This is a genomic window from Pseudomonas sp. 3MAES_34.3B (genome assembly GCF_058145875.1).
Window position 1 is genome coordinate 692,501 of the sequence record NZ_CM176960.1, and the last position, 19,668, is coordinate 712,168.

The following is a 19,668-nucleotide window of genomic DNA, read 5'->3' on the forward strand; positions in this document are numbered from 1 at the left end:
AGATCTAACTGGGTCTGTAGCTCAGTTGGTTAGAGCGCACCCCTGATAAGGGTGAGGTCGGCAGTTCGAATCTGCCCAGACCCACCAGTTGTTTGGGGCCATAGCTCAGCTGGGAGAGCGCCTGCCTTGCACGCAGGAGGTCAGCGGTTCGATCCCGCTTGGCTCCACCACCTTCATCGGTCAAAGCTTAGAAATGAGCATTCCCTCGGTCCGAGGCCTGAATGTTGATTTCTGATCTTTTTCAGAATCGTTCTTTAAAAATTTGGGTATGTGATAGAAAGATAGACTGGACAGCACTTTCACTGGTGTGTGTTCAGGCTAAGGTAAAATTTGTGAGTTGAATCGCGAATTTTCGGCGAATGTTGTCTTCACCACCGTACGATCCCGAGATTGCTTGGGGTTATATGGTCAAGTGAATAAGCGCATACGGTGGATGCCTTGGCAGTCAGAGGCGATGAAAGACGTGGTAGCCTGCGATAAGCTTCGGGGAGTCGGCAAACAGACTTTGATCCGGAGATCTCTGAATGGGGGAACCCACTCAGCACAAGCTGAGTATCTTGTACTGAATCCATAGGTGCAAGAGGCGAACCAGGGGAACTGAAACATCTAAGTACCCTGAGGAAAAGAAATCAACCGAGATTCCCTTAGTAGTGGCGAGCGAACGGGGACCAGCCCTTAAGTTGATTTGAGATTAGCGGAACGCTCTGGAAAGTGCGGCCATAGTGGGTGATAGCCCTGTACGCGAAAATCTCTTGTCAATGAAATCGAGTAGGACGGAGCACGAGAAACTTTGTCTGAACATGGGGGGACCATCCTCCAAGGCTAAATACTACTGACTGACCGATAGTGAACCAGTACCGTGAGGGAAAGGCGAAAAGAACCCCGGAGAGGGGAGTGAAATAGATCCTGAAACCGTATGCGTACAAGCAGTGGGAGCAGACTTGTTCTGTGACTGCGTACCTTTTGTATAATGGGTCAGCGACTTATATTCAGTGGCGAGCTTAACCGAATAGGGGAGGCGTAGCGAAAGCGAGTCTTAATAGGGCGTTTAGTCGCTGGGTATAGACCCGAAACCGGGCGATCTATCCATGGGCAGGTTGAAGGTTAGGTAACACTGACTGGAGGACCGAACCGACTACCGTTGAAAAGTTAGCGGATGACCTGTGGATCGGAGTGAAAGGCTAATCAAGCTCGGAGATAGCTGGTTCTCCTCGAAAGCTATTTAGGTAGCGCCTCATGTATCACTGTAGGGGGTAGAGCACTGTTTCGGCTAGGGGGTCATCCCGACTTACCAAACCGATGCAAACTCCGAATACCTACAAGTGCCGAGCATGGGAGACACACGGCGGGTGCTAACGTCCGTCGTGAAAAGGGAAACAACCCAGACCGTCAGCTAAGGTCCCAAAGTTATGGTTAAGTGGGAAACGATGTGGGAAGGCTTAGACAGCTAGGAGGTTGGCTTAGAAGCAGCCACCCTTTAAAGAAAGCGTAATAGCTCACTAGTCGAGTCGGCCTGCGCGGAAGATGTAACGGGGCTCAAACCATACACCGAAGCTACGGGTGTCACGCAAGTGACGCGGTAGAGGAGCGTTCTGTAAGCCTGTGAAGGTCAGTTGAGAAGCTGGCTGGAGGTATCAGAAGTGCGAATGCTGACATGAGTAACGACAATGCGAGTGAAAAACTCGCACGCCGAAAAACCAAGGTTTCCTGCGCAACGTTAATCGACGCAGGGTTAGTCGGTCCCTAAGGCGAGGCTGAAAAGCGTAGTCGATGGAAAACAGGTTAATATTCCTGTACTTCTGGTTACTGCGATGGAGGGACGGAGAAGGCTAGGCCAGCCTGGCGTTGGTTGTCCAGGTTTAAGGTGGTAGGCTGGGATCTTAGGTAAATCCGGGATCCCTAGGCCGAGAGCTGATGACGAGTGCCTTCGGGCATGAAGTGGTCGATGCCATGCTTCCAGGAAAAGCTTCTAAGCTTCAGGTAACCAGGAACCGTACCCCAAACCGACACAGGTGGTTGGGTAGAGAATACCAAGGCGCTTGAGAGAACTCGGGTGAAGGAACTAGGCAAAATGGCACCGTAACTTCGGGAGAAGGTGCGCCGGCGAAGGTGAAGGGCTTGCCCCGTAAGCTTTTGCCGGTCGAAGATACCAGGCCGCTGCGACTGTTTATTAAAAACACAGCACTCTGCAAACACGAAAGTGGACGTATAGGGTGTGACGCCTGCCCGGTGCCGGAAGGTTAATTGATGGGGTTAGCGCAAGCGAAGCTCTTGATCGAAGCCCCGGTAAACGGCGGCCGTAACTATAACGGTCCTAAGGTAGCGAAATTCCTTGTCGGGTAAGTTCCGACCTGCACGAATGGCGTAACGATGGCGGCGCTGTCTCCACCCGAGACTCAGTGAAATTGAAATCGCTGTGAAGATGCAGTGTATCCGCGGCTAGACGGAAAGACCCCGTGAACCTTTACTATAGCTTTGCACTGGACTTTGAGCTTGCTTGTGTAGGATAGGTGGGAGGCTATGAAGCGTGGACGCCAGTCTGCGTGGAGCCATCCTTGAAATACCACCCTGGCAACCTTGAGGTTCTAACTCAGGTCCGTTATCCGGATCGAGGACAGTGTATGGTGGGTAGTTTGACTGGGGCGGTCTCCTCCCAAAGAGTAACGGAGGAGTACGAAGGTGCGCTCAGACCGGTCGGAAATCGGTCGTAGAGTATAAAGGCAAAAGCGCGCTTGACTGCGAGACAGACACGTCGAGCAGGTACGAAAGTAGGTCTTAGTGATCCGGTGGTTCTGTATGGAAGGGCCATCGCTCAACGGATAAAAGGTACTCCGGGGATAACAGGCTGATACCGCCCAAGAGTTCATATCGACGGCGGTGTTTGGCACCTCGATGTCGGCTCATCACATCCTGGGGCTGAAGCCGGTCCCAAGGGTATGGCTGTTCGCCATTTAAAGTGGTACGCGAGCTGGGTTTAGAACGTCGTGAGACAGTTCGGTCCCTATCTGCCGTGGACGTTTGAGATTTGAGAGGGGCTGCTCCTAGTACGAGAGGACCGGAGTGGACGAACCTCTGGTGTTCCGGTTGTCACGCCAGTGGCATTGCCGGGTAGCTATGTTCGGAAGAGATAACCGCTGAAAGCATCTAAGCGGGAAACTTGCCTCAAGATGAGATCTCACTGGAGCCTTGAGCTCCCTGAAGGGCCGTCGAAGACTACGACGTTGATAGGTGGGGTGTGTAAGCGCTGTGAGGCGTTGAGCTAACCCATACTAATTGCCCGTGAGGCTTGACCATATAACACCCAAGCAATCTGTGTAAGCACAGAGCGCGGCGGTGAAGACACACCGAAAATTGGCGACATCACAAACATCACATACCCAGATTCGCGACCGCGTGCAAACGGGGCCGCTACCGAATTTCTTGACGACCATAGAGCATTGGAACCACCTGATCCCATCCCGAACTCAGCAGTGAAACGATGCATCGCCGATGGTAGTGTGGGGTTTCCCCATGTGAGAGTAGGTCATCGTCAAGATTCAAACCCAGAACCCCTGATCGCCCTGCGATCGGGGGTTTTGTCTTTTCAGGGCCCCTAAAAACATCACCCCCCCTTCCAGCCCCGAATCGCACGCAAAAAAAAGCCCCGCACACGGCGGGGCATATGAGCGGTCAGCGCTTCAAGCCGTTACCTCTGCCGCCTTCAGTAACTCTGCAGCCGGGTGCTCGTCATGGCGGCGAATGATCTTCCAGTCCGCCTCGTCGATATAAATCCCATTGGGCCCGCTGCCTCCTTCCAGATCGATCGCCACCCGTGCCGAAACCTGTGGTTTGACGGAGGCGAGGATAGGCGTGAACCCCAACTGCTGACTCGTCTCGAGCAATGCCATCTGGTTGCGTTCGTCGATGTCCGCCGCTTCATCCAGGTAATAAGGCAGCCGGATCTTACCGGCCCGCTCCCGATCCATAAGGTGCAGCAACAGGTACATATTGGTGAGCGCCTTGATAGTCATCGTGGTGCCGTTTGATGCGGCCCCGTCAATGTCCGTATGTAATACCGGCTGCCCGTGCACCTTGGTGATCTCGAAAGCCAGTTCGAACAGGTCTTTCAGCCCCAGCTGGTTATGGTTTGCCGCTACAAGCCTGGCCAGATACTCCTTCGCTTCCTCGTTCTTGCTGTCTTGCTCAGCGCTTTGGCTGAGGTCGAACACAGAAAGCGTCTCGCCCTCTTCATACTGCCCGGCGCTGTAGATGATCTGGTCGATGTGCTTGAGCGCTTCCTTGTTCGGCGCAAGCACGATACGGAAGCTTTCCAGGTTCGAAACCTGCCGGCGGTTGATCTCACGGTTGAACAAGCCCAGTTGGTGTTCAAGGCTGTCGTAGTCGCTACGGATGTTGCGCAAGGTGCGTGCGATATCCGTGACCGCGGCGCGGCGTGCCTTGCCCAAAGTAAGGGCTTCGTCCTGGCGGTGGGCATACGCATTGATCAACAGCTGCAGGCGTCGCTCGGTGTCCTCTTCACTATCGAACTTGGCGACACCCTTGAGCCGGACCTGCGCATACAGCGCTTCGATCTGCCCATCCACCCGCAGCAATGCCTGCCAGCTGTCTTGATAGTCGTTAAGCAGGGGCAAGAGATTGTCCATGCCGTCATCTACCGGCTCCATGAACGGTGTCCCGAACGGCAAGGTGGCAGGCAGCAACTGACGGCGGCGCAACGTATCGTCAAGGGTGCGCTGCTGGGATTCGAGGTCACCCAGTTGGCGGCTCACCAGCTGAAGCTTGGCCGCCAGCTGGTGTACGCGCTCGGCGAACGCATCGCTGGAACGCTTCAAGTCGTCCTGCGCAGCCTCCATCTGTGCCAATTGTTCCAGCTTGGCGGGCTCCTCGGCTGCGAGCGTCTGCGCCCGGCGGAAATCTTCCAGGGCTTTCTGCGCGTCCAGCACTTGCTGATACAACCCATCTGCCTGAGCCTTGCTCGCGGCCCTGTCCGAGGTGACAGTTTGCTGGGTTTTCAGCTGACGCAGTTCCTTGTCGAGGCGGTCTTTCTGATCCCTCAATGCCGCGCGATCTGCCAAGGCTTGCAGGGCCGGAGCTTCGATCGAGGAAAGATCGATTGAAAGGCCTGGCACTTCAAAGCGATCGCCCTTGAACTGATCCAGTACTGCCTCGAGCGTTTTGACCCAAGCTTCACTGCCTTGAAGGTCAATCCCGTTCTCGCCCAAGGGCAGGCTGAACAGCGCGCCGTTGAACACACGCATCAGCCGCTCCACGTCCTGCTGCGAGAATTCTTCACGCAGGCGCGCATAGCTGTTGTTGTCCGCATGATCCAGCTGCTGTTTCACCGACTTCAACCGGGTTTCCAGTTCGCGCACCCGCGCTTCCAGGTCGTCGCTGCTGAATTGCCTGGCATGGGCCAATGCCCCTGCCAGCTCGTCGTGGGCATCCTTGGCGACCAGCAATTGCTGCTCAAGTACGCGGGCATCGTCTACCAAGGCGAAGCGATGGCGCAGCACGGACAGCTCACCCAGCCACCGCTGCACGCCAGTGATTTCCCGCTCCAGGCGCATCAGCTCCTGGGTGGTTCCGCGCTGGTCGTTCTGCAATACGTCCTGCTGGCCACGATAATGCTCCGCCTGAACCAGCAGCTCTTCCTTGCGATCCTGGGCGTAGGCTTGCCAGGTCCCGAGCAGACCGTCGAGAACCGGTGAAAGCCGATGCAGTTTGCCCCGCAGCTGATCACGCTGGCGCACCCCGTTGGCCAAAGCTTCAACCAGAGGGCCGGCAGCAACCAGTGCATGGTAGTCCTGCTCCATGCGCCGGACATCGCGGAAGGCTTCTTCGCAGGCCGCAATGTAGTCCACGCTCCCGGAGCGAAGGCTGTGCTCGAAAGCGTCAAGGAACAGCTGCTTGAGCTTGGCCGCGGTAATTTCTCGCATGTGCAGCAAGTTGATGAACAGCGCACGGAACGTCTTCAGGCTTTGCTCACTGGTGGAGCGCAGCGGGATGAGCGTGAGGTCCAGCGCAATGGACGTATGGCCACCCACCAGCAGGCGGCGCAGCTCGTCGGGCTTTACTTCATAGGCTTTGATGCCATGACGGTCCAGGTTGGCGAACAGCTCTTTCTGGCGCAGGCAGGTATCGTCTTTCTGGTAATGGGCAAGGTCCAGCGCGCCGGCATAGGCGAAGAACTGATGGCCGAAGCCACCGCCCGGGCCGCGGCCTACTACGCCGATTACATGGGGCCCGTGAGGGAGTAGAACCTCACAAAGGATGTAGCTGGTATCGCTGGCGAAGTAGAACTTGCGGGACTGCTCCAGGCTGTATTTGCCAAAGCTCATGTCCGACATGCGTGCCAGGATCGGGAACTGTAGTGCGTTGATCGAGGCGCTCTTGCCGAGGTTGTTCGCGCCATACACCGACAGCGGGTGCTCAAGCGGGAACAGCCCGAGGCTATAACCTGCGGTGTTCAACAAGGCGAAGCGCCGAATGCCGTAGCGTTCCTGGCTCATGCTTGTAGCTCCTCCTGCTCATCGGCTATCGCGGCGGCAAGCGCCTGTTCCTCGTCCTCATCGAAGCTACCTTCCAGAGTGTCATCCACCAGGACGGGCGTTGGGAGCGGCAAGGCGCTGTGCAGGCTGGCGGCAAGGTCGCGGTCCTGCTGGACCGACAGGCACACATCAAGGAACCGATGCATGGGTGCAAGGAAACGGTAAATGCCGTTTTCTTCGTGGGTGAAGCCGAGCTGGGCCATGCGGCGCATGATCTTCTCCTCCAGCTCTTCAGCGGTTTGCACTTCCGCCTGACCGAACAGGTCCCGGTATTTCTCCAGCAACCCGGGCAGTTCGTCGCGGCCCAGGCTTCCGCCGTCGAGCACACTGATCGGGTCGCGGCCTTGGTCGGCCAAATGCTCCACCAGGATGAAGGTGAACAGCGAAAGCCGCTGTGCGGTCTTGTTTACCTGCGCCGCGGCCTGTTCGGGAACGAAGTAATAAAAGCCACGGGTATCGCACACCAGCTCAAAGCCCAGGGCGCGAAACAGCCCCCGATAGGCATCCTGAAAGTTCGACAGCTGCGCATACAGTTCCGGATCGCGCCGGCTGATATGAAAGCCTTTGAACAGCTCCCGGAATATCGGCGCCAGTTGGGTAAGTTCACTCAGGTCAAGATTCATCGGCAAGGCTCACGGGGGTCGCGCCGGCGGGTAAATCGGCGGGTGAAAACAGGGCGAAGGAGCGTAGGCTCACAAGGTGTTCATGGGTGGCATAGTCCTGCCGTTCCAGGCGCTGGCGAGCGAAGCGCTTGTCTCTCGACAGGCGCGAAAACCAGTACAGCAGTTCATCGGTCTCGCCCTCGGGCTCTTGGTCCAGCAGCCATTGCATGAGGTCTGGCAATGGAAGGGCTTGTTCGCAACGGTCGAGCATCTCTCGCACCGTGCGTGGGGCACGCGGTGTGTCCGGGCGGTCCTTATCTTTTTCCGAACGGGGGAAGCGCGCCGGGCGGGATTCGAAACGGGCCAGGGCATAGACGTAGGCTTCCACCTGGCTTGCGGTGCCCAGGAAGTTGCTTTGCGGGCGGGTGAAGAGGGGGAGGGCTGCCTGGGGCACCGCATCCAGCCCCTTGCGACGCATGGCGGCCAGCGCCAGCGCAGCGCCCCGGGTCACAGCGTTGTGCCGACGGGCTTCCTCTCGCAATGGCAGCAGCAATTCCCGGGCATGGCGAAGCGTGAGCTGGGCACTGGTCTGCATTTCCAGAATGCGCGCATGGGTACGCAACAACATGTCGTCATCAATCAGATGGCCCAAGCGCTGCTGCTCGCCCAACAGGCGCAGCAATACGTTTTCCACCTTGCGCACGCCTTGCTCGAAGGCGCCGTCGGCGTTCACCAGCTGGATCATCGGTTCTACATATTCGTCCCAGGTGGCCAGCACCTCGGCATAGCGCTGACGGAGCGGGATCTGCCGGTCACTGGTCTTGGCCCGTTCGGCCACCGCCACCAGCGCCTGCTCGTCGTTGGCAAGCTTTTTAAGCACGTCACGTACCCGCATGTCCAACAACCGCAGTTGGCGCGCCAGGTCATTGCTGTCGCGGATGTCGAACGCATCTTGAATGTGCCCGGCAAGCCGTTCGAGGTGCCGCAGGTACGCCTCGATCTCCAGGCACAGCCCCAGCCGGTGCTCGCGCCGCAGATAGGCCAGAAAATCGTGGATCTGGGCGTTGAGCTCGAAGCGATTGGGGCTTTTGGCGACCGGAACGAGGATGTCCAGCCGAATCCACACGTCCAGCAAGGCCGTAATGTCCTGAGGCGTGCTGTCTCGCAGTTGCGCGGCCAATTGCACGCGCAGCTCTGCGAGGCTCAAGGTGCCTTGGTCGAAACGCTCGCATAAGGGTTCGAGCAGGGCCCAGTGCTCGGCGAGGGCGCGTAGCACCCGCTTGGGTTCGATCATGGGATGGCCGCCTGGTTGCCAGAAAAAGGCCGGATTGTAGCGCATCATCAAGCCTGCGGCGGGTTCGCTGATGGCCGGGTGAGCTTGTCGCGTAGCGGTCGTGAATTATCCTCGCTCGCGGTAGAATCGCTGCCTTTCCGGATCAACGATGAGCTGCCTGTGCTGAACGAACCCCGCCGCCGCGCCTACCTGGATGCCATGCAAGTGGTCCAGTGGTTGCCCCGTGCCGAGTTGCCGTTCGCCGCGCCATCACGGGCCGAGCTGCTGGCCTGGGAAGCCCCGGCAGAACCCGAGGCGCATGCCCTGCAGAGCGTGCCCCCGGCCGTTGCCAAGGGAACCGCCGCGCTGCACCCGTCGCCAACCGAGCGCCTGCGGCCCGAACTGCCGCGCCCGGCAGCGGTGGCCAAACCCGCCGAGGCCGCGCCTGCTCCTGCAGCCAAGGCATCCAAGCCGGCTGTGGCGGCGCCTCGCTTCGCATTGCAGCTGCTGCGGGCCGGCGCCTGCCTGGTGCTGGTGGAGCTGCCCACCGGCGAGGCTTTCCAATCCCGGGACCCCGGCTACCTTTTGCTCAAGGACATGCTGCGCGCCGCCGGCCTGCCCGACAGCCCCCGGCTGATCGGCGAGCCGGTGCGCTGGCCGCTGTTGGCTCGGGGCAGCCTTGACCAGGGGCCGGAAGCGGCGCGAGATTTCGTGCAAGGCTTCATCTCCGTGCAACTGGAAACCGAACCCTGCGATTGCATCTGGCTGGTCGGCCCGCCGGCGTTGCGCTTCGCCGCCGATGCGGGTGAGCCCGCGTTCTATAGCGTGGTGCCCATAGACAACCTTTGTGAGGGCTGGGCCTTGCCCGGCCTTGAAACCCTGATGGACGAACCGATGCGAAAAGCGGACGTCTGGCATGCGATGCGCCCGCTGATGGCGCGCTGGAAACCCGTGGAATGAATGACGCAGTAACGTTTCGCCCCATGACCGAGGCGGACCTGGACGCCGTACTCAAGATCGAATACGCCGCTTACACGCATCCCTGGACCCGAGGCATCTTCCTCGACGGGCTGAAAAGCTACGAAATCTGGCTGATGTTCGAAGGCCAACAGCTGGTAGGGCACGGGGTAATCCACGTGATCATCGACGAGGCGCACCTGCTTAATCTTACGGTGAAGCCGGAGAATCAGGGCCGGGGCCTGGGCCTCAAGTTGCTCGAACACCTGATGGATCGGGCACTGGCGCTCAATGGCCGGGAGTGCTTCCTGGAGGTTCGCGCGAGCAATCAGTCGGCGTATCGCCTGTATGACCGCTACGGTTTCAACGAAGTGGGCCGGCGACGGGATTACTACCCCGCCGCCGGTGGGCGTGAGGATGCACTGGTCATGGCCTGCACCCTGATGTAACCGGCGGGGGGATTACTCCTCTTCGCCATCCCACGCCTTCCCGTCCAGGGGGTCCAGGCGGGCCAGCTCCGCTTCGTCCAGGCCATCACCGCCGCCGATGTCGTCCTCGTCCACGGGGTTAAGCTGCAAGTCTGCCGGGGCGCCGCTCAGTTCGGCTTCCTCGAGGGATTCCGAGCCGTCTTCACGAATGAGCGTTTCAGGGCTCATGTCATCCATGGTCTGGTGGTGGTCGTCGGTCGATGCCCCAGTCAGGCCAGCTTCGTTGACACGTTGTGGCGACGCCAGCGCTTCGTCTTCAAGGGCATCGCCCGTAAAGCCTGCCGGGCCGTCGCCGTTCGGGTCGTTGAAGTCCAGCGGGTGTACCGAGCCGATCCGGTCTTCGGTGGTGTCGATTTCGGAAGGTTCCGGCGCACCGTAGGGGCGTTGTGTGGGTTCCATGATTTTCCTCCGGTTATGGGCCTTGTAGGGTGGACTCGCCGCGCTTGCCAAGATTCAATCGAGCCGCCTTGTGCAACGTGACCCGGGCTGCCGAAGCGGAGTCATACTGGCGCATCACTCTCGAGGCCTGACCATGAACGACCTGCAAGAACTGATCGACAACAATGCCCGCTGGGCCGACGCCATCACTCAGCGCGACCCTGACTTTTTCGCCAAGTTGGCGCGCCAGCAAACGCCGGAATTCCTCTGGATCGGCTGTTCCGATGCGCGTGTGCCGGCCAACGAGATCGTGGGCATGCTGCCGGGTGACCTTTTCGTCCACCGCAATGTGGCCAACGTGGTGCTGCACACCGACCTCAACTGCCTGTCGGTGATTCAGTACGCCGTGGACGTGCTCAAGGTCAAACACATCCTGGTGACTGGCCATTACGGCTGCGGTGGCGTGCGTGCGTCCATGCAGGACCGCCAGCTGGGGCTGATCGACGGTTGGCTGCGCTCGATTCGTGACCTTTACTACGAGCACCGCCATACCCTGGCCTCGCTGCCGACCGAAGAGGCGCAAGTAGACCGGATGTGCGAGCTGAACGTGATCCAGCAAGTGGCCAACGTCGCCCATACCAGCATCGTTCAAAATGCCTGGCATCGGGGGCAAAGCCTCTCGATTCATGGCTGCATCTATGGCATCAAGGACGGCCGCTGGAAGAGCCTCGACACCACCATCAGTGGCTTCGAGCAGTTGCCGCCTCAGTACCGGCTGCGCCCGCTGACATAATTTGCCATCAACCCGGGGCGAACCTTTTGGCGAAAACTCCACTAACGTGGACAAGACGCTCATGACAGGTAGCCCCGGAGGCACGATGAAAGCATATGGATGGTTCGCAGCCCTGCTGATTGCTGGCAGCGTAGGCGCGCAAGCAGCAAGCAAAGTAGTTACCCTTGACCTCGCCGGCCCGGAAGGGGCGCTGCAGTCGATCGGCGAGGTGAGCGTCGAGGAGACGTCCTACGGGTTATTGTTCACCCCCCACCTCAAAGGCTTGCCGCCGGGGGTACATGGGTTTCATGTACACCAGAACGGTAGCTGCGCCCCGGCCATGAAGGACGGCAAGATGTCTCCGGCCGAAGCCGCCGGCGGGCACATGGACCCTGCCAAGGCCGGCAAGCACCTGGGCCCCTATGCCGAAGGCCACCTGGGCGACCTGCCGGCCATTTACGTCAATGCCGACGGCACCGCTACGTACCCTGTACTGGCGCCACGTTTGAAAACCTTGAGCCAGGTCGAAGGGCATGCGTTGATGATCCATGCAGGGGGTGACAACCATGCCGACATGCCGCAACCGCTCGGTGGTGGCGGTGCTCGGGTAGCCTGCGGCGTATTGTGAAAACGGTGATCACCCTGGGGGTGGCGCTGATGTTCGCCACCGCTGCCCAGGCTGATACCACGAAGGATCCCGATCGGGGCCCTGCTCGTTTCAATGAGTGGGCTACCTCCCATTCCGAGGGCATAAGTGCGTTACAGCGTTATCTGCAACGCCGAGGCGTGGGCGAGGTATTGCCCATTTGGCAGTTGCTGAGAACGGCCAGTGATTGGAAGCGTTGCGGTGCCGAACCCTTTGGCATAGTGCCCGAGCCCCAATGGCCTGCGGTTGCCGATACCCTCGATTTGCTCAAGGCTCTGAAAACGCAACGCGTGCTGGGTGACTTCGAAGTGGCTTCGGCTTGGCGGGACGAAGCGCTGAACCGTTGCGCGGGAGGATCGACCCGCAGCGCTCATGTCCGCACCTTTGCGGTCGACTTGCTGCCCGGCGGCCCGGTAGACGGTTTGTGCACGTTCTGGAAGGAGCAAGGCCAGGCCTGGCGAATGGGCCTGAGCCGCTACCCATCGGGCCGGGTACACCTGGACACCGCTGGCTACCGCACCTGGGGTGAGGACTACAGCCAGCGCACCTCCTTCTGCCGTTGACCCCTTCGCAAGCTTCGCCTGCGGCTGCGCTTGCTCCAACAGTAGCCGTTTAGCCCAGCGGCACCGGCGTAAGCACCGGGCGCCCGGAAAAGTGCGCCAGCAGGTTCTGTGTGACCAGTTCAACGGTGGCTTTCACGGCATCGGGTGACAGGCCCGCCACATGGGGCGTAAGCACCACATTCGGCAACGCCCTCAGCGATTCCGGCACGTTGGGCTCATCGTCGAATACGTCCAGGCCGGCACCCGCCAGGCGCCCATTGCCCAACGCCTCCACCAGCGCGGCGGTATCGATCACGCTGCCGCGAGCAACGTTTACCAGAAAGCCTTGCGGCCCCAGTGCTTCGATCACACCGGCATCGACCAACTGGCGGGTACCCTCACCGCCGGGCGTGGCGATCATCAGCACGTCGCTGCTCTGCGCCAGGCTCCGGGCGTCAGCGAACCAGGTGTAATCCACTTCGCCGCGCGGGCGACGGCTGTGGTAGCCCACCGGCATGCCGAAACCCACCGAGGCGCGTCGGGCAATAGCCATGCCCACTGCGCCAAGGCCGAGAATGCCCAGGCGCTTGCCAGCCAGCGACGGGCGCATCACCTTGCTCCATTCGCCACGGCGAACCGAAGCATCCGCGCGCGGAATATCGCGCACCAGCGCCAGCAACAGGGCCATGGCATGGTCTGCCACTGCCGAGGCATTCACTCCAGCGCCATTGGTAACCACGATTCCACGCGCCCGGGCAGCGGGCAGGTCGACGCGTTCGTAGCCCGCGCCGATCACCGTAATGATCTGCAGCTTGGGGAGTGCATCGATTTCGAGCGCCGTAAGCCCCAGTGGGCCACGCGTCAGTACGGCATTAATGGTCGCGCCGTGGGTTTCAATGGCGGCCTGGCGGCCCGACGGGGTGGTTGCCACGATCAATTCGAAGCCTGCGTTTTCCAGCATCGGCAGATATTCGCCAATGGTTTCTACCAGTACCAATACGGTCGCGCTCATTCGCGGCTCTCCCTGCGTTCAATGTGCGCACTGTACCGCGCAGTGCCAGGCGGGGGGAGAAAATCCCCGTGCAGGCGGGTCACAGTTGCTCGGGCTTACGAGCCCATCGGGTAACCGCTGACTGGAGGCAAGCATGGCGTGGATCGAAGATCCCGCGGTATGGACATCCCTGCTGCAGATATTGGTGCTGGACTTGCTGCTGGGCGGTGATAACGCCGTGGTGATCGCCATGGCGTGCCGCCGCCTGCCCGCCGAGCGCAGGCGGCAGGCGATCTGGGCAGGTATGGCCGGCGCGGTAGCCCTTCGTGTGCTGCTGTTGTTCTTCGCCATGCACCTTCTGGCGCTCTCCTGGCTGAAGCTGGGCGCGGGGTTGTTGCTGCTGTGGATAGGCATCCGCCTGATCGCCTCGCCCGAAGAGGACCCTCACGCCGTTGACGGCAGTACCCACCTGTTAGCCGCGATCAAGACAATTATCGTAGCGGATGCAGTGATGTCGCTGGATAACGTCCTGGCCGTGGCGGCGGCCGGGCGGGGGAACCTCTACCTGGTGGCTGCTGGCGTGTTGCTGAGCATCCCTTTGATCATTTTCGGCAGCCGCGTGGTGCTGGCCTTGATGGAGCGTTTCCCGGTCATCGTCACCTTGGGAGGAGGGTTGATCGGCTGGATCGCGCTCAGCCTGGCGCTCTCCGATCCCGTGCTGGAGCCTTGGGCGCCCGCGCATGGGTCGGGCTTGCAATACCTCGCCAGTGCCGCCGGTGCGGTGTTGGTGATGCTGGTGGGGATGGGCCTGTCCCGCTACCGCGCCCGGCAGCGGGTGAGCTCCACCTGATCAGCGATTGAAGGTCAGGGCGTTGGTGAGGTCGCCCATCAAAGGCTGACCGCGCGCTGCCATGGCCTTGTCCCGCTCGGTCAGGCCGTCCAGTTTCTCCAGATCGAATACGCGGGTAATCAACCGCAAAATCGATGCGGTGTCGTAAACGGTATGGTCCACCGTGCCTTTGCGCGCAAAGGGCGATATCACCAGCGCCGGGATGCGCGAACCCGGGCCCCAGCGGTCACCTTCGGGCGGCGCGACGTGGTCCCACCAGCCGCCGTTTTCATCTACCGTGACCACTACCACCATGTTCTTCCACTGGGGGCTTTCGCGCAGGGTTTTCACGATGCGCACGATGTGCCGGTCCCCAGACGTTACATCGGCATACCCGGCATGCATGTTGAGGTTGCCCTGGGGCTTGTAGAAGGTGACTGCGGGCAACTTGCCCGCCGCTGCGTCGGCCAGGAAGTGGTTGCTGGACGGGTCGTCGCCCAGGCCGCCATCGCGCAGCCGCCGCTGACGCTCCTCGGGGCGCTCCGGGCCTTGTTGTACGAAATAGTTGAAGGGCTGGTGGTGGTACTGGAAGTTGGGGATCTTCGGAATGCCCGGCGAGTCCTTGAACTGGTCCAGGGTGGCCTGCCAGCCGCCGGCGTACCAGGCCCAGTCCACGCCCTTGCGCGACAGCTTGTCGCCGATATGGTCGTGGCGCTGAGGTACCAGCACGTTAGGAAGGTCGGGCTTGGAGTAATCCGGCCGGTCCGGGTCGCGAATCCAGGTGGGCCAGTAGGGCGGGGCCAGGGTATTGACCGCGTACCCATCCGGGGTGATCGCACTGGGGCCGAACTGCGGCGGGCCTTGCATTGCGCTGGCGGGGGAGGCCGGCAAGGGTTTGAGCCGGGTGTCTGCCGGGTCGTCGCTCATCAGCGTTGCGATCTGTGACTTGGCTGCCGAGGTGTTGGCGTTGGGGTAAACAGGGGCGGTCGCGCTGATCAGGTACTGGTGGTTGAGGAAGGATCCGCCGAAAGCGCCTTGGAAGAAGTTGTCACACAGCACGAATTCCTCGGCCAAGTCCCACAGCCGCAAGGCGTAGCGGCTTTGAGGGTAATAGCCCATGGTCAGGCCACCTGAATCCGCCCAGGCCACGAACTGATCGTTGCGCCCGCCATTGATCTGCATCTGGTTCTGGTAGAACACATGCCACAAGTCCCGAGTGACCAGCCCCATGGGCAGGTCTTCCCCTTGCGGGCCCTTGAGTGGGAACGGCGCATTGGGCAGGTTTTCCTGATACTGCACGCCGCTCGGATAGGTTACGCCTTCCAGCGTTTGGGGGCCCAGCTGCAACACGCCACCCCATACGGGCGGCAGGTTCGTCAGCAAGCTGCCGTCGCGGTCCCGCTGCTGGTAGTGGCCGGGCATTAGCTTCGACAAAGGTGTTTCAGTGCCCGGGAAGTTTGCGAACAGGTTATTGAAGCTGCGGTTCTCCGCGTAGATCACCACCACCGTTTTAACGTTGTCCCGCAGGGCATGGTCCAGCTCGGCTGGGGTTAGCGGGGCAGGTTGCGCAGGGGTGGCGCTGGAGGGTGCGCAGCCGGCGAGGGCGCCCCCGGCACCGATCGCGGCCAGGCCACCCAGAAACCGGCGGCGGGTGGACGAAAGGGCAGGTTTCTCGCTATCGAACGGGTCTTCAGGCTGATCGCTCATTGGGCTTCCGTAGGCGTATCCAGATGTGGCCCGGAACCTAGCAACGGAAGATGACGCTCAAATGACAGCCGGAAGGGGGACGGGGAAGTTTCATGTAGCCTTCAGGATCAGGCGAAGAATAGTTTTCGAGCGTGTCTAGTCCTGAAATAGGTTTACACCTGTTTCAGTCTCAAAACGCCCGATGCACCGCATCGGGCGTTTTGTATTTCAGGGACAGGTGTGGCCGTTCCGCGTTGTAGATCAGCACCGATTCATCCACCATTTTCACTGCTTCCGCCAGATTTTTAGGCCGCCATAGCAAAAGCTCGGTCTTCAAGATCCCGTTTACCCTCTCTGCCAGAGCATTCTGGTAGCAGTCATAGCCGTCGGTCATTGAGCATCTGACGTCATGGCTAGCGTGTAAGCCCTGGTAAAGCTCAGAGCAGTATTGGGCTCCACGGTCTGAGTGATGGATCAGTGGCAGCCTGCTTCGGCGTTCGCTAACTGCTTTTTCCATCGCTTTGATCACCGACTCGGTATGCAAGCTCTCATGCACATGATGTCCCACGATCTTGCGCGAGTAAGCGTCTGTCACGAGGCTCACGTAGGCGACGCTTTCCTGTGTCGGTAGGTAGGTTATATCTGCGACCCAGACCTGCTCGGGCCTGCTGGCAACGATTTGCCCTAGGCCCGCTTTGAGCAAGTTCGGATGGCGGCGAAAGCGGTGATGGCTGTCCGTCGTTTTATGGTAAGCCCGTTTGCGCACCACCAGTTCTCGAGCGTTGCGCAAGATGCTAAATAGGCGGTCTCTACCGACCTGCACTGGCGCGCCGACTTCGACGCTCATCAGGTAATGCAGCTTACGCGTGCCTATCCTGGGCTGGCGGCGGCGCTTTTCAAGAACAAAGTCCATGACCTCTTGATCTTGACGAGCCCTCGCGTCAAAAGCTCGATTACGTTGGTAATACGCTTGGCGCGAAATGCCCATGAACAGGCAAGCCCTGGTGATGCTCAGGCCTTGGATTTGCCCTTGCGAGAGGACTTGCCGGGTCGCTTTTTTACGACGGAAACACCATAGTCATTCTTCAGAACATTCACGACGGCTTCGAAGAATTGCGCCTTCTGATTGCTTAGCGCCAGCTGCTCTTCGAGCTCTTTGATCCGCTGCTCGGGTGTCAGCGGGAGAGTTGGCTCGGTCACGGACCTGCTCCTCGGCTCTCGAATTGAGGCGCCTTGGCTCCAGTCCTGCCGGCCATGCTTGCGTAGCCAGACCAGTACCGTGGACCGGCCCTGAATGCCGTAGCGCCGTTGAGCCTCTTTATAACTCAACTCGCCCTTTTCGACCTGGTCTACGACCGATAATTTAAAGGCTAGCGTGTAGTCACGCTGGCTCCGCCTTTTGCCCGAATCCATTGGCTCCTCCTGAAGATAGGTCAGAAGGTGTAAACCTTATTCAGGACGGGACAGCGTGCACAAAAAAGCCCGCACGGGTGCGAGCTTCTCTGATGTTTCGATGACCATTACAACAGTGACCGAAACAGTGTTTGGTGGCTACACAGGGACTTGAACCCCGGACCCCAGCATTATGAATGCTATGCTCTAACCAACTGAGCTATGTAGCCAAGTGGCGCGCATTATTCGCGGAAGCCGGGGGGCTGTCAAGCATTCGGTTTCATTTTTTTTCCGTACGTGCGCTCGTAAGCGCTTGATCTCCAAGGCGCACGGGCAGCCGCCAGGTGGAAGCGTGCGCGGGTGTGATTCTTGCACTGTTTTGGGCTTACCCCGGCTTGCCCGGGCGCGTCGTTTGTCCAGGAGCGTAGTCGGACATGGCCACTCTGCTTTCCCCCGGAACCCACCTGCTGGGTCGGTTTACCTTCGCCGGTAAATTCCTGCTGTTGTTTTTCCTGTTCATGCTGCCGCTCACTGTAAGCCTGGTGATGCTGGGCAATGGCTATCGCGAACGCTTGCGGGTGATCGATGCCGAGCGCAAAGGCACGGCGCAGCTGGCCGCGCTGGAGCCAGTGGACCATCTGCTGAGCGAACAGCGCGCGTTGGCCGCCCGTTGGAAGGCAGTCGACATTCTTCATGACCCCACGGCCGCAGCCAAAGCGGCCATCAGCGCCCTGGAAGCCAATGGCCCGCAATTGCAGCAAGCGATGCTACAGCTGGGCCAACTGCTGAGTGATACCGGTGCAAGCGAAGAAGCGCGCCGCCGTTACCAGACGCTACAGCAGGCTGCAGCCGGGGTGGACTTGCAAACTTTGCGCAGCGTGGGCTGGTGGCCAGACGGCTTCGATAAATTCACCGTTGCCATCAGCGCCTTGCAATTGCTGCGCGAACAGGTCGCGATGGACAGCGGGCTGATTCTTGACCCCTGGATGGAAACCTACCTGCTGATGGAAATCGCAACCCAGCGTGCGCCTGATATTTACGAGCGGGCTGGCCGGCTGGCGGCAGCGGGTGAAAGCTCGGTAGTGGCCGGGCAGTTCAGCCTGCAAAGCCGCTTGCAGATGCGCGATCTGCGCGCACGCATCGGCGATGCCCGCGAGCAGTTGCTCAAAAGTGGGGCAGCGTTGAGCGGGCGCTTGCCTGAAGACCTCGGCTGGGCGCGGCAATACCAGCAGAGCACGGAGCAACTCGACAGCACCCTGAAGTTGCTCGACGAAAAACTCTTCGGCGGCTCGGTGAACCTCTCGGCAGCGGAATTCGACAGTACCGTGGATGCCCTGCTCGGGAGCATTTTGGCCATGCGCCAGCAGGCGCTCGCTTCGCTGGAGCAGCGCCTTGCCTATTACCATGGGCAAGCCATGGCCGAGATGGTACCTGTGGCCATAGGCTTCGGCATTCTGCTGCTGGCCGCGGTTTACCTGTTCGTGTGCTTGCAGGCGTCCATTCGGCGCAGTGCTGCCGGTATTACCAAGTTGGCCGAGTCCCTGCGCGACGGTGACCTGCGGGTTCAGGTGCCGGTGACAGGGCGCGATGAACTGGCGGCGATCTCGCTTGCCCTTAACGCTGCGGTAAACCAGCTCCGTGGCAGCCTGGCGGCAGTCGATCGGGAGAGCATTACCTTGGGGGGCGCGGTAGACACACTGACCAGCCAGGCCAGCGGCACCTTGCGCGATGTCGAAAGCCAGCAGATGCAGATCAGCCAGATCGCCACCGCCGCTACCCAGCTGGCCGCAACCTCGCAAGAGGTGGCCAAGCGGTGTGAGGAAGCCTCGGAAAGCGCGCGGCACACCCGGCAGATCGCGGTGAGCAGCAGCCGCCAGAGCGAACTGACCACACGCAATATCCAGCAACTCAACCAGCGCCTGAGTGCCAGCGCCCAAGCCTTGGGACGGGTGAGTGAGCAAGGCCAACAGATCCAGTCCGTCGTAGATGTCATCGGTAGTATCGCTGGGCAAACCAACCTGCTCGCCCTGAACGCCGCCATCGAGGCTGCCCGCGCCGGTGAACAGGGAAGGGGCTTTGCGGTGGTGGCCGATGAGGTGCGCAGTTTGTCTCAGCGTACTCAGGCATCGACCGCGCAGATCGCCGCGACCGTGGACAGCCTGCGCGCAACCGTCCAGCAGGCGGTGGAATTGATGCAGGCCGCCTGCGCCCAGGCGGAAGGGGATGCCGCTGCGGTCACCGGCCTGGGTGCCAGCCTGGGTGAGATCGCGGGGGCCGTGCAAGCCGTCAACGACACCTTGGCCCATATTGCAACGGCCGTGGAGCAGCAAGCGGCCACGGCCGATGAAGTGAGCGGCAATATCCAGCAGGTGGATCAGGCTGCGTTGCGCCTGCTCGACGGTGCCCGTGAGGTCAATGGCGCCGCCGACCGGCTGAACCGAGGCAGCACGGCGCTGCGCGCGACCACCGCTAACTTTGCTACCGCGTAGGGCCGGTGACTGGAAGAATGTGTTGCAAGATGTCAAAGTGGCGCACCTGAACAATGCGCCCCTTTGACCTCAGGT

At 60.3% G+C, this 19,668-nt stretch carries 14 protein-coding genes, 3 tRNA genes and 2 rRNA genes; 11 read left to right on the top strand and 8 right to left on the bottom strand.

Annotated elements, in window-relative coordinates; genetic code table 11:
* Window positions 1-10: 10 nt before the first annotated feature.
* From AC3Z8Y_RS03040 to rrf, 4 genes are all read left to right on the top strand, one after another.
* Window positions 11-87 (top strand) — tRNA-Ile (locus AC3Z8Y_RS03040).
* 7 nt (window positions 88-94) lie between these two features.
* Window positions 95-170 (top strand) — tRNA-Ala (locus AC3Z8Y_RS03045).
* A gap of 236 nt (window positions 171-406) precedes the next feature.
* A 23S ribosomal RNA gene (locus AC3Z8Y_RS03050) occupies window positions 407-3,294 on the top strand.
* A gap of 125 nt (window positions 3,295-3,419) precedes the next feature.
* Window positions 3,420-3,535: ribosomal RNA gene (rrf, locus tag AC3Z8Y_RS03055) — 5S ribosomal RNA — on the top strand.
* Window positions 3,536-3,677: 142 nt separating this feature from the next.
* Here rrf and mksF read toward each other — a convergent pair.
* Genes mksF through mksB form a run of 3 tightly spaced genes read right to left on the bottom strand, consistent with a single transcriptional unit; the run spans window position 3,678 to window position 8,444 of the window.
* Entirely contained in the window at window positions 3,678-6,509 is a 2,832-nt protein-coding gene (gene mksF, locus AC3Z8Y_RS03060; protein ID WP_490088401.1) for an Mks condensin complex protein MksF, read from the bottom strand.
* Entirely contained in the window at window positions 6,506-7,171 is a 666-nt protein-coding gene (gene mksE, locus AC3Z8Y_RS03065; RefSeq protein WP_490088402.1) for an Mks condensin complex protein MksE, read from the bottom strand. Before mksE ends, mksF begins: the two co-directional genes overlap by 4 nt.
* Window positions 7,161-8,444, bottom strand: a complete 1,284-nt coding sequence (gene mksB, locus AC3Z8Y_RS03070; protein ID WP_490088403.1) for an Mks condensin complex protein MksB — start codon at window positions 8,442-8,444, stop codon at window positions 7,161-7,163. Before mksB ends, mksE begins: the two co-directional genes overlap by 11 nt.
* A 159-nt stretch (window positions 8,445-8,603) precedes the next feature.
* Between mksB and AC3Z8Y_RS03075 the strand changes: the two genes are divergently transcribed.
* Both AC3Z8Y_RS03075 and rimI read left to right on the top strand, forming a co-directional pair.
* The gene (locus AC3Z8Y_RS03075) at window positions 8,604-9,383 is read left to right on the top strand and encodes an energy transducer TonB (protein WP_490088404.1); all 780 of its coding nucleotides are present in this window, start codon (window positions 8,604-8,606) and stop codon (window positions 9,381-9,383) included.
* Entirely contained in the window at window positions 9,380-9,829 is a 450-nt protein-coding gene (gene rimI, locus AC3Z8Y_RS03080) for a ribosomal protein S18-alanine N-acetyltransferase (RefSeq protein ID WP_181121718.1), read from the top strand. The genes AC3Z8Y_RS03075 and rimI overlap by 4 nt, the downstream gene beginning before the upstream one ends.
* Before the next feature lie 12 nt (window positions 9,830-9,841).
* On the opposite strand, the gene AC3Z8Y_RS03085 is transcribed toward rimI, so the two are convergent.
* Entirely contained in the window at window positions 9,842-10,267 is a 426-nt protein-coding gene (locus tag AC3Z8Y_RS03085) for a serine kinase/phosphatase (RefSeq protein WP_490088405.1), read from the bottom strand.
* Window positions 10,268-10,400: 133 nt separating this feature from the next.
* On the opposite strand from AC3Z8Y_RS03085, the gene can reads away from it, so the two are divergent.
* The 3 genes from can to AC3Z8Y_RS03100 all read left to right on the top strand — a co-directional run bounded on the left by can (window position 10,401) and on the right by AC3Z8Y_RS03100 (window position 12,227).
* Window positions 10,401-11,039, top strand: a complete 639-nt coding sequence (can, locus tag AC3Z8Y_RS03090; protein ID WP_490088406.1) for a carbonate dehydratase — start codon at window positions 10,401-10,403, stop codon at window positions 11,037-11,039.
* Between the two features lie 85 nt (window positions 11,040-11,124).
* Window positions 11,125-11,646: a superoxide dismutase [Cu-Zn] SodC gene (sodC, locus tag AC3Z8Y_RS03095; RefSeq protein ID WP_490088407.1), complete on the top strand. Its 522-nt coding sequence runs from the start codon at window positions 11,125-11,127 to the stop codon at window positions 11,644-11,646.
* Window positions 11,647-11,675: 29 nt separating this feature from the next.
* Window positions 11,676-12,227, top strand: coding sequence for a D-Ala-D-Ala carboxypeptidase family metallohydrolase (locus AC3Z8Y_RS03100; protein WP_490089919.1), 552 nt, complete (start codon window positions 11,676-11,678; stop codon window positions 12,225-12,227).
* Between the two features lie 49 nt (window positions 12,228-12,276).
* Here AC3Z8Y_RS03100 and AC3Z8Y_RS03105 read toward each other — a convergent pair whose 3' ends face one another.
* On the bottom strand, window positions 12,277-13,218 hold the full coding sequence (locus AC3Z8Y_RS03105; RefSeq protein ID WP_490088408.1) for a 2-hydroxyacid dehydrogenase: 942 nt from the start codon (window positions 13,216-13,218) through the stop codon (window positions 12,277-12,279).
* A 133-nt stretch (window positions 13,219-13,351) separates the two neighbouring features.
* On the opposite strand from AC3Z8Y_RS03105, the gene AC3Z8Y_RS03110 reads away from it, so the two are divergent.
* Window positions 13,352-14,047, top strand: coding sequence for a TerC family protein (locus AC3Z8Y_RS03110; RefSeq protein WP_490088409.1), 696 nt, complete (start codon window positions 13,352-13,354; stop codon window positions 14,045-14,047).
* Here AC3Z8Y_RS03110 and AC3Z8Y_RS03115 read toward each other — a convergent pair whose 3' ends face one another.
* From AC3Z8Y_RS03115 to AC3Z8Y_RS03125, 3 genes are all read right to left on the bottom strand, one after another.
* Window positions 14,048-15,733, bottom strand: a complete 1,686-nt coding sequence (locus tag AC3Z8Y_RS03115) for an acid phosphatase (RefSeq protein ID WP_490088410.1) — start codon at window positions 15,731-15,733, stop codon at window positions 14,048-14,050.
* Between the two features lie 169 nt (window positions 15,734-15,902).
* Window positions 15,903-17,125 (bottom strand): IS3 family transposase gene (locus tag AC3Z8Y_RS03120; protein ID WP_490086788.1). Its coding sequence is split into 2 segments (ribosomal slippage): window positions 15,903-16,774 and window positions 16,774-17,125, totalling 1,224 coding nucleotides; the frame shifts between segments, so codons are not numbered across the junction.
* A gap of 132 nt (window positions 17,126-17,257) precedes the next feature.
* Window positions 17,258-17,334, bottom strand: a tRNA-Met gene (locus tag AC3Z8Y_RS03125).
* A 204-nt stretch (window positions 17,335-17,538) separates the two neighbouring features.
* Between AC3Z8Y_RS03125 and AC3Z8Y_RS03130 the strand changes: the two genes are divergently transcribed.
* Entirely contained in the window at window positions 17,539-19,593 is a 2,055-nt protein-coding gene (locus AC3Z8Y_RS03130; RefSeq protein WP_490088411.1) for a methyl-accepting chemotaxis protein, read from the top strand.
* Window positions 19,594-19,668 lie beyond the last annotated feature (75 nt).

What these genes read in the sequence shown, in the direction of transcription:
- AC3Z8Y_RS03130 (WP_490088411.1), top strand. Translation starts at nt 17,539, where the DNA reads ATGGCCACTCTGCTTTCCCCCGGAACCCACCTGCTGGGTCGGTTTACC.
- can (WP_490088406.1), top strand. Translation starts at nt 10,401, where the DNA reads ATGAACGACCTGCAAGAACTGATCGACAACAATGCCCGCTGGGCCGAC.
- AC3Z8Y_RS03085 (WP_490088405.1), bottom strand. Translation starts at nt 10,267, where the DNA reads ATGGAACCCACACAACGCCCCTACGGTGCGCCGGAACCTTCCGAAATC.
- rimI (WP_181121718.1), top strand. Translation starts at nt 9,380, where the DNA reads ATGAATGACGCAGTAACGTTTCGCCCCATGACCGAGGCGGACCTGGAC.
- AC3Z8Y_RS03105 (WP_490088408.1), bottom strand. Translation starts at nt 13,218, where the DNA reads ATGAGCGCGACCGTATTGGTACTGGTAGAAACCATTGGCGAATATCTG.
- AC3Z8Y_RS03110 (WP_490088409.1), top strand. Translation starts at nt 13,352, where the DNA reads ATGGCGTGGATCGAAGATCCCGCGGTATGGACATCCCTGCTGCAGATA.
- sodC (WP_490088407.1), top strand. Translation starts at nt 11,125, where the DNA reads ATGAAAGCATATGGATGGTTCGCAGCCCTGCTGATTGCTGGCAGCGTA.
- mksF (WP_490088401.1), bottom strand. Translation starts at nt 6,509, where the DNA reads ATGAGCCAGGAACGCTACGGCATTCGGCGCTTCGCCTTGTTGAACACC.
- AC3Z8Y_RS03115 (WP_490088410.1), bottom strand. Translation starts at nt 15,733, where the DNA reads ATGAGCGATCAGCCTGAAGACCCGTTCGATAGCGAGAAACCTGCCCTT.
- mksB (WP_490088403.1), bottom strand. Translation starts at nt 8,444, where the DNA reads ATGATCGAACCCAAGCGGGTGCTACGCGCCCTCGCCGAGCACTGGGCC.
- mksE (WP_490088402.1), bottom strand. Translation starts at nt 7,171, where the DNA reads ATGAATCTTGACCTGAGTGAACTTACCCAACTGGCGCCGATATTCCGG.
- AC3Z8Y_RS03100 (WP_490089919.1), top strand. Translation starts at nt 11,676, where the DNA reads ATGTTCGCCACCGCTGCCCAGGCTGATACCACGAAGGATCCCGATCGG.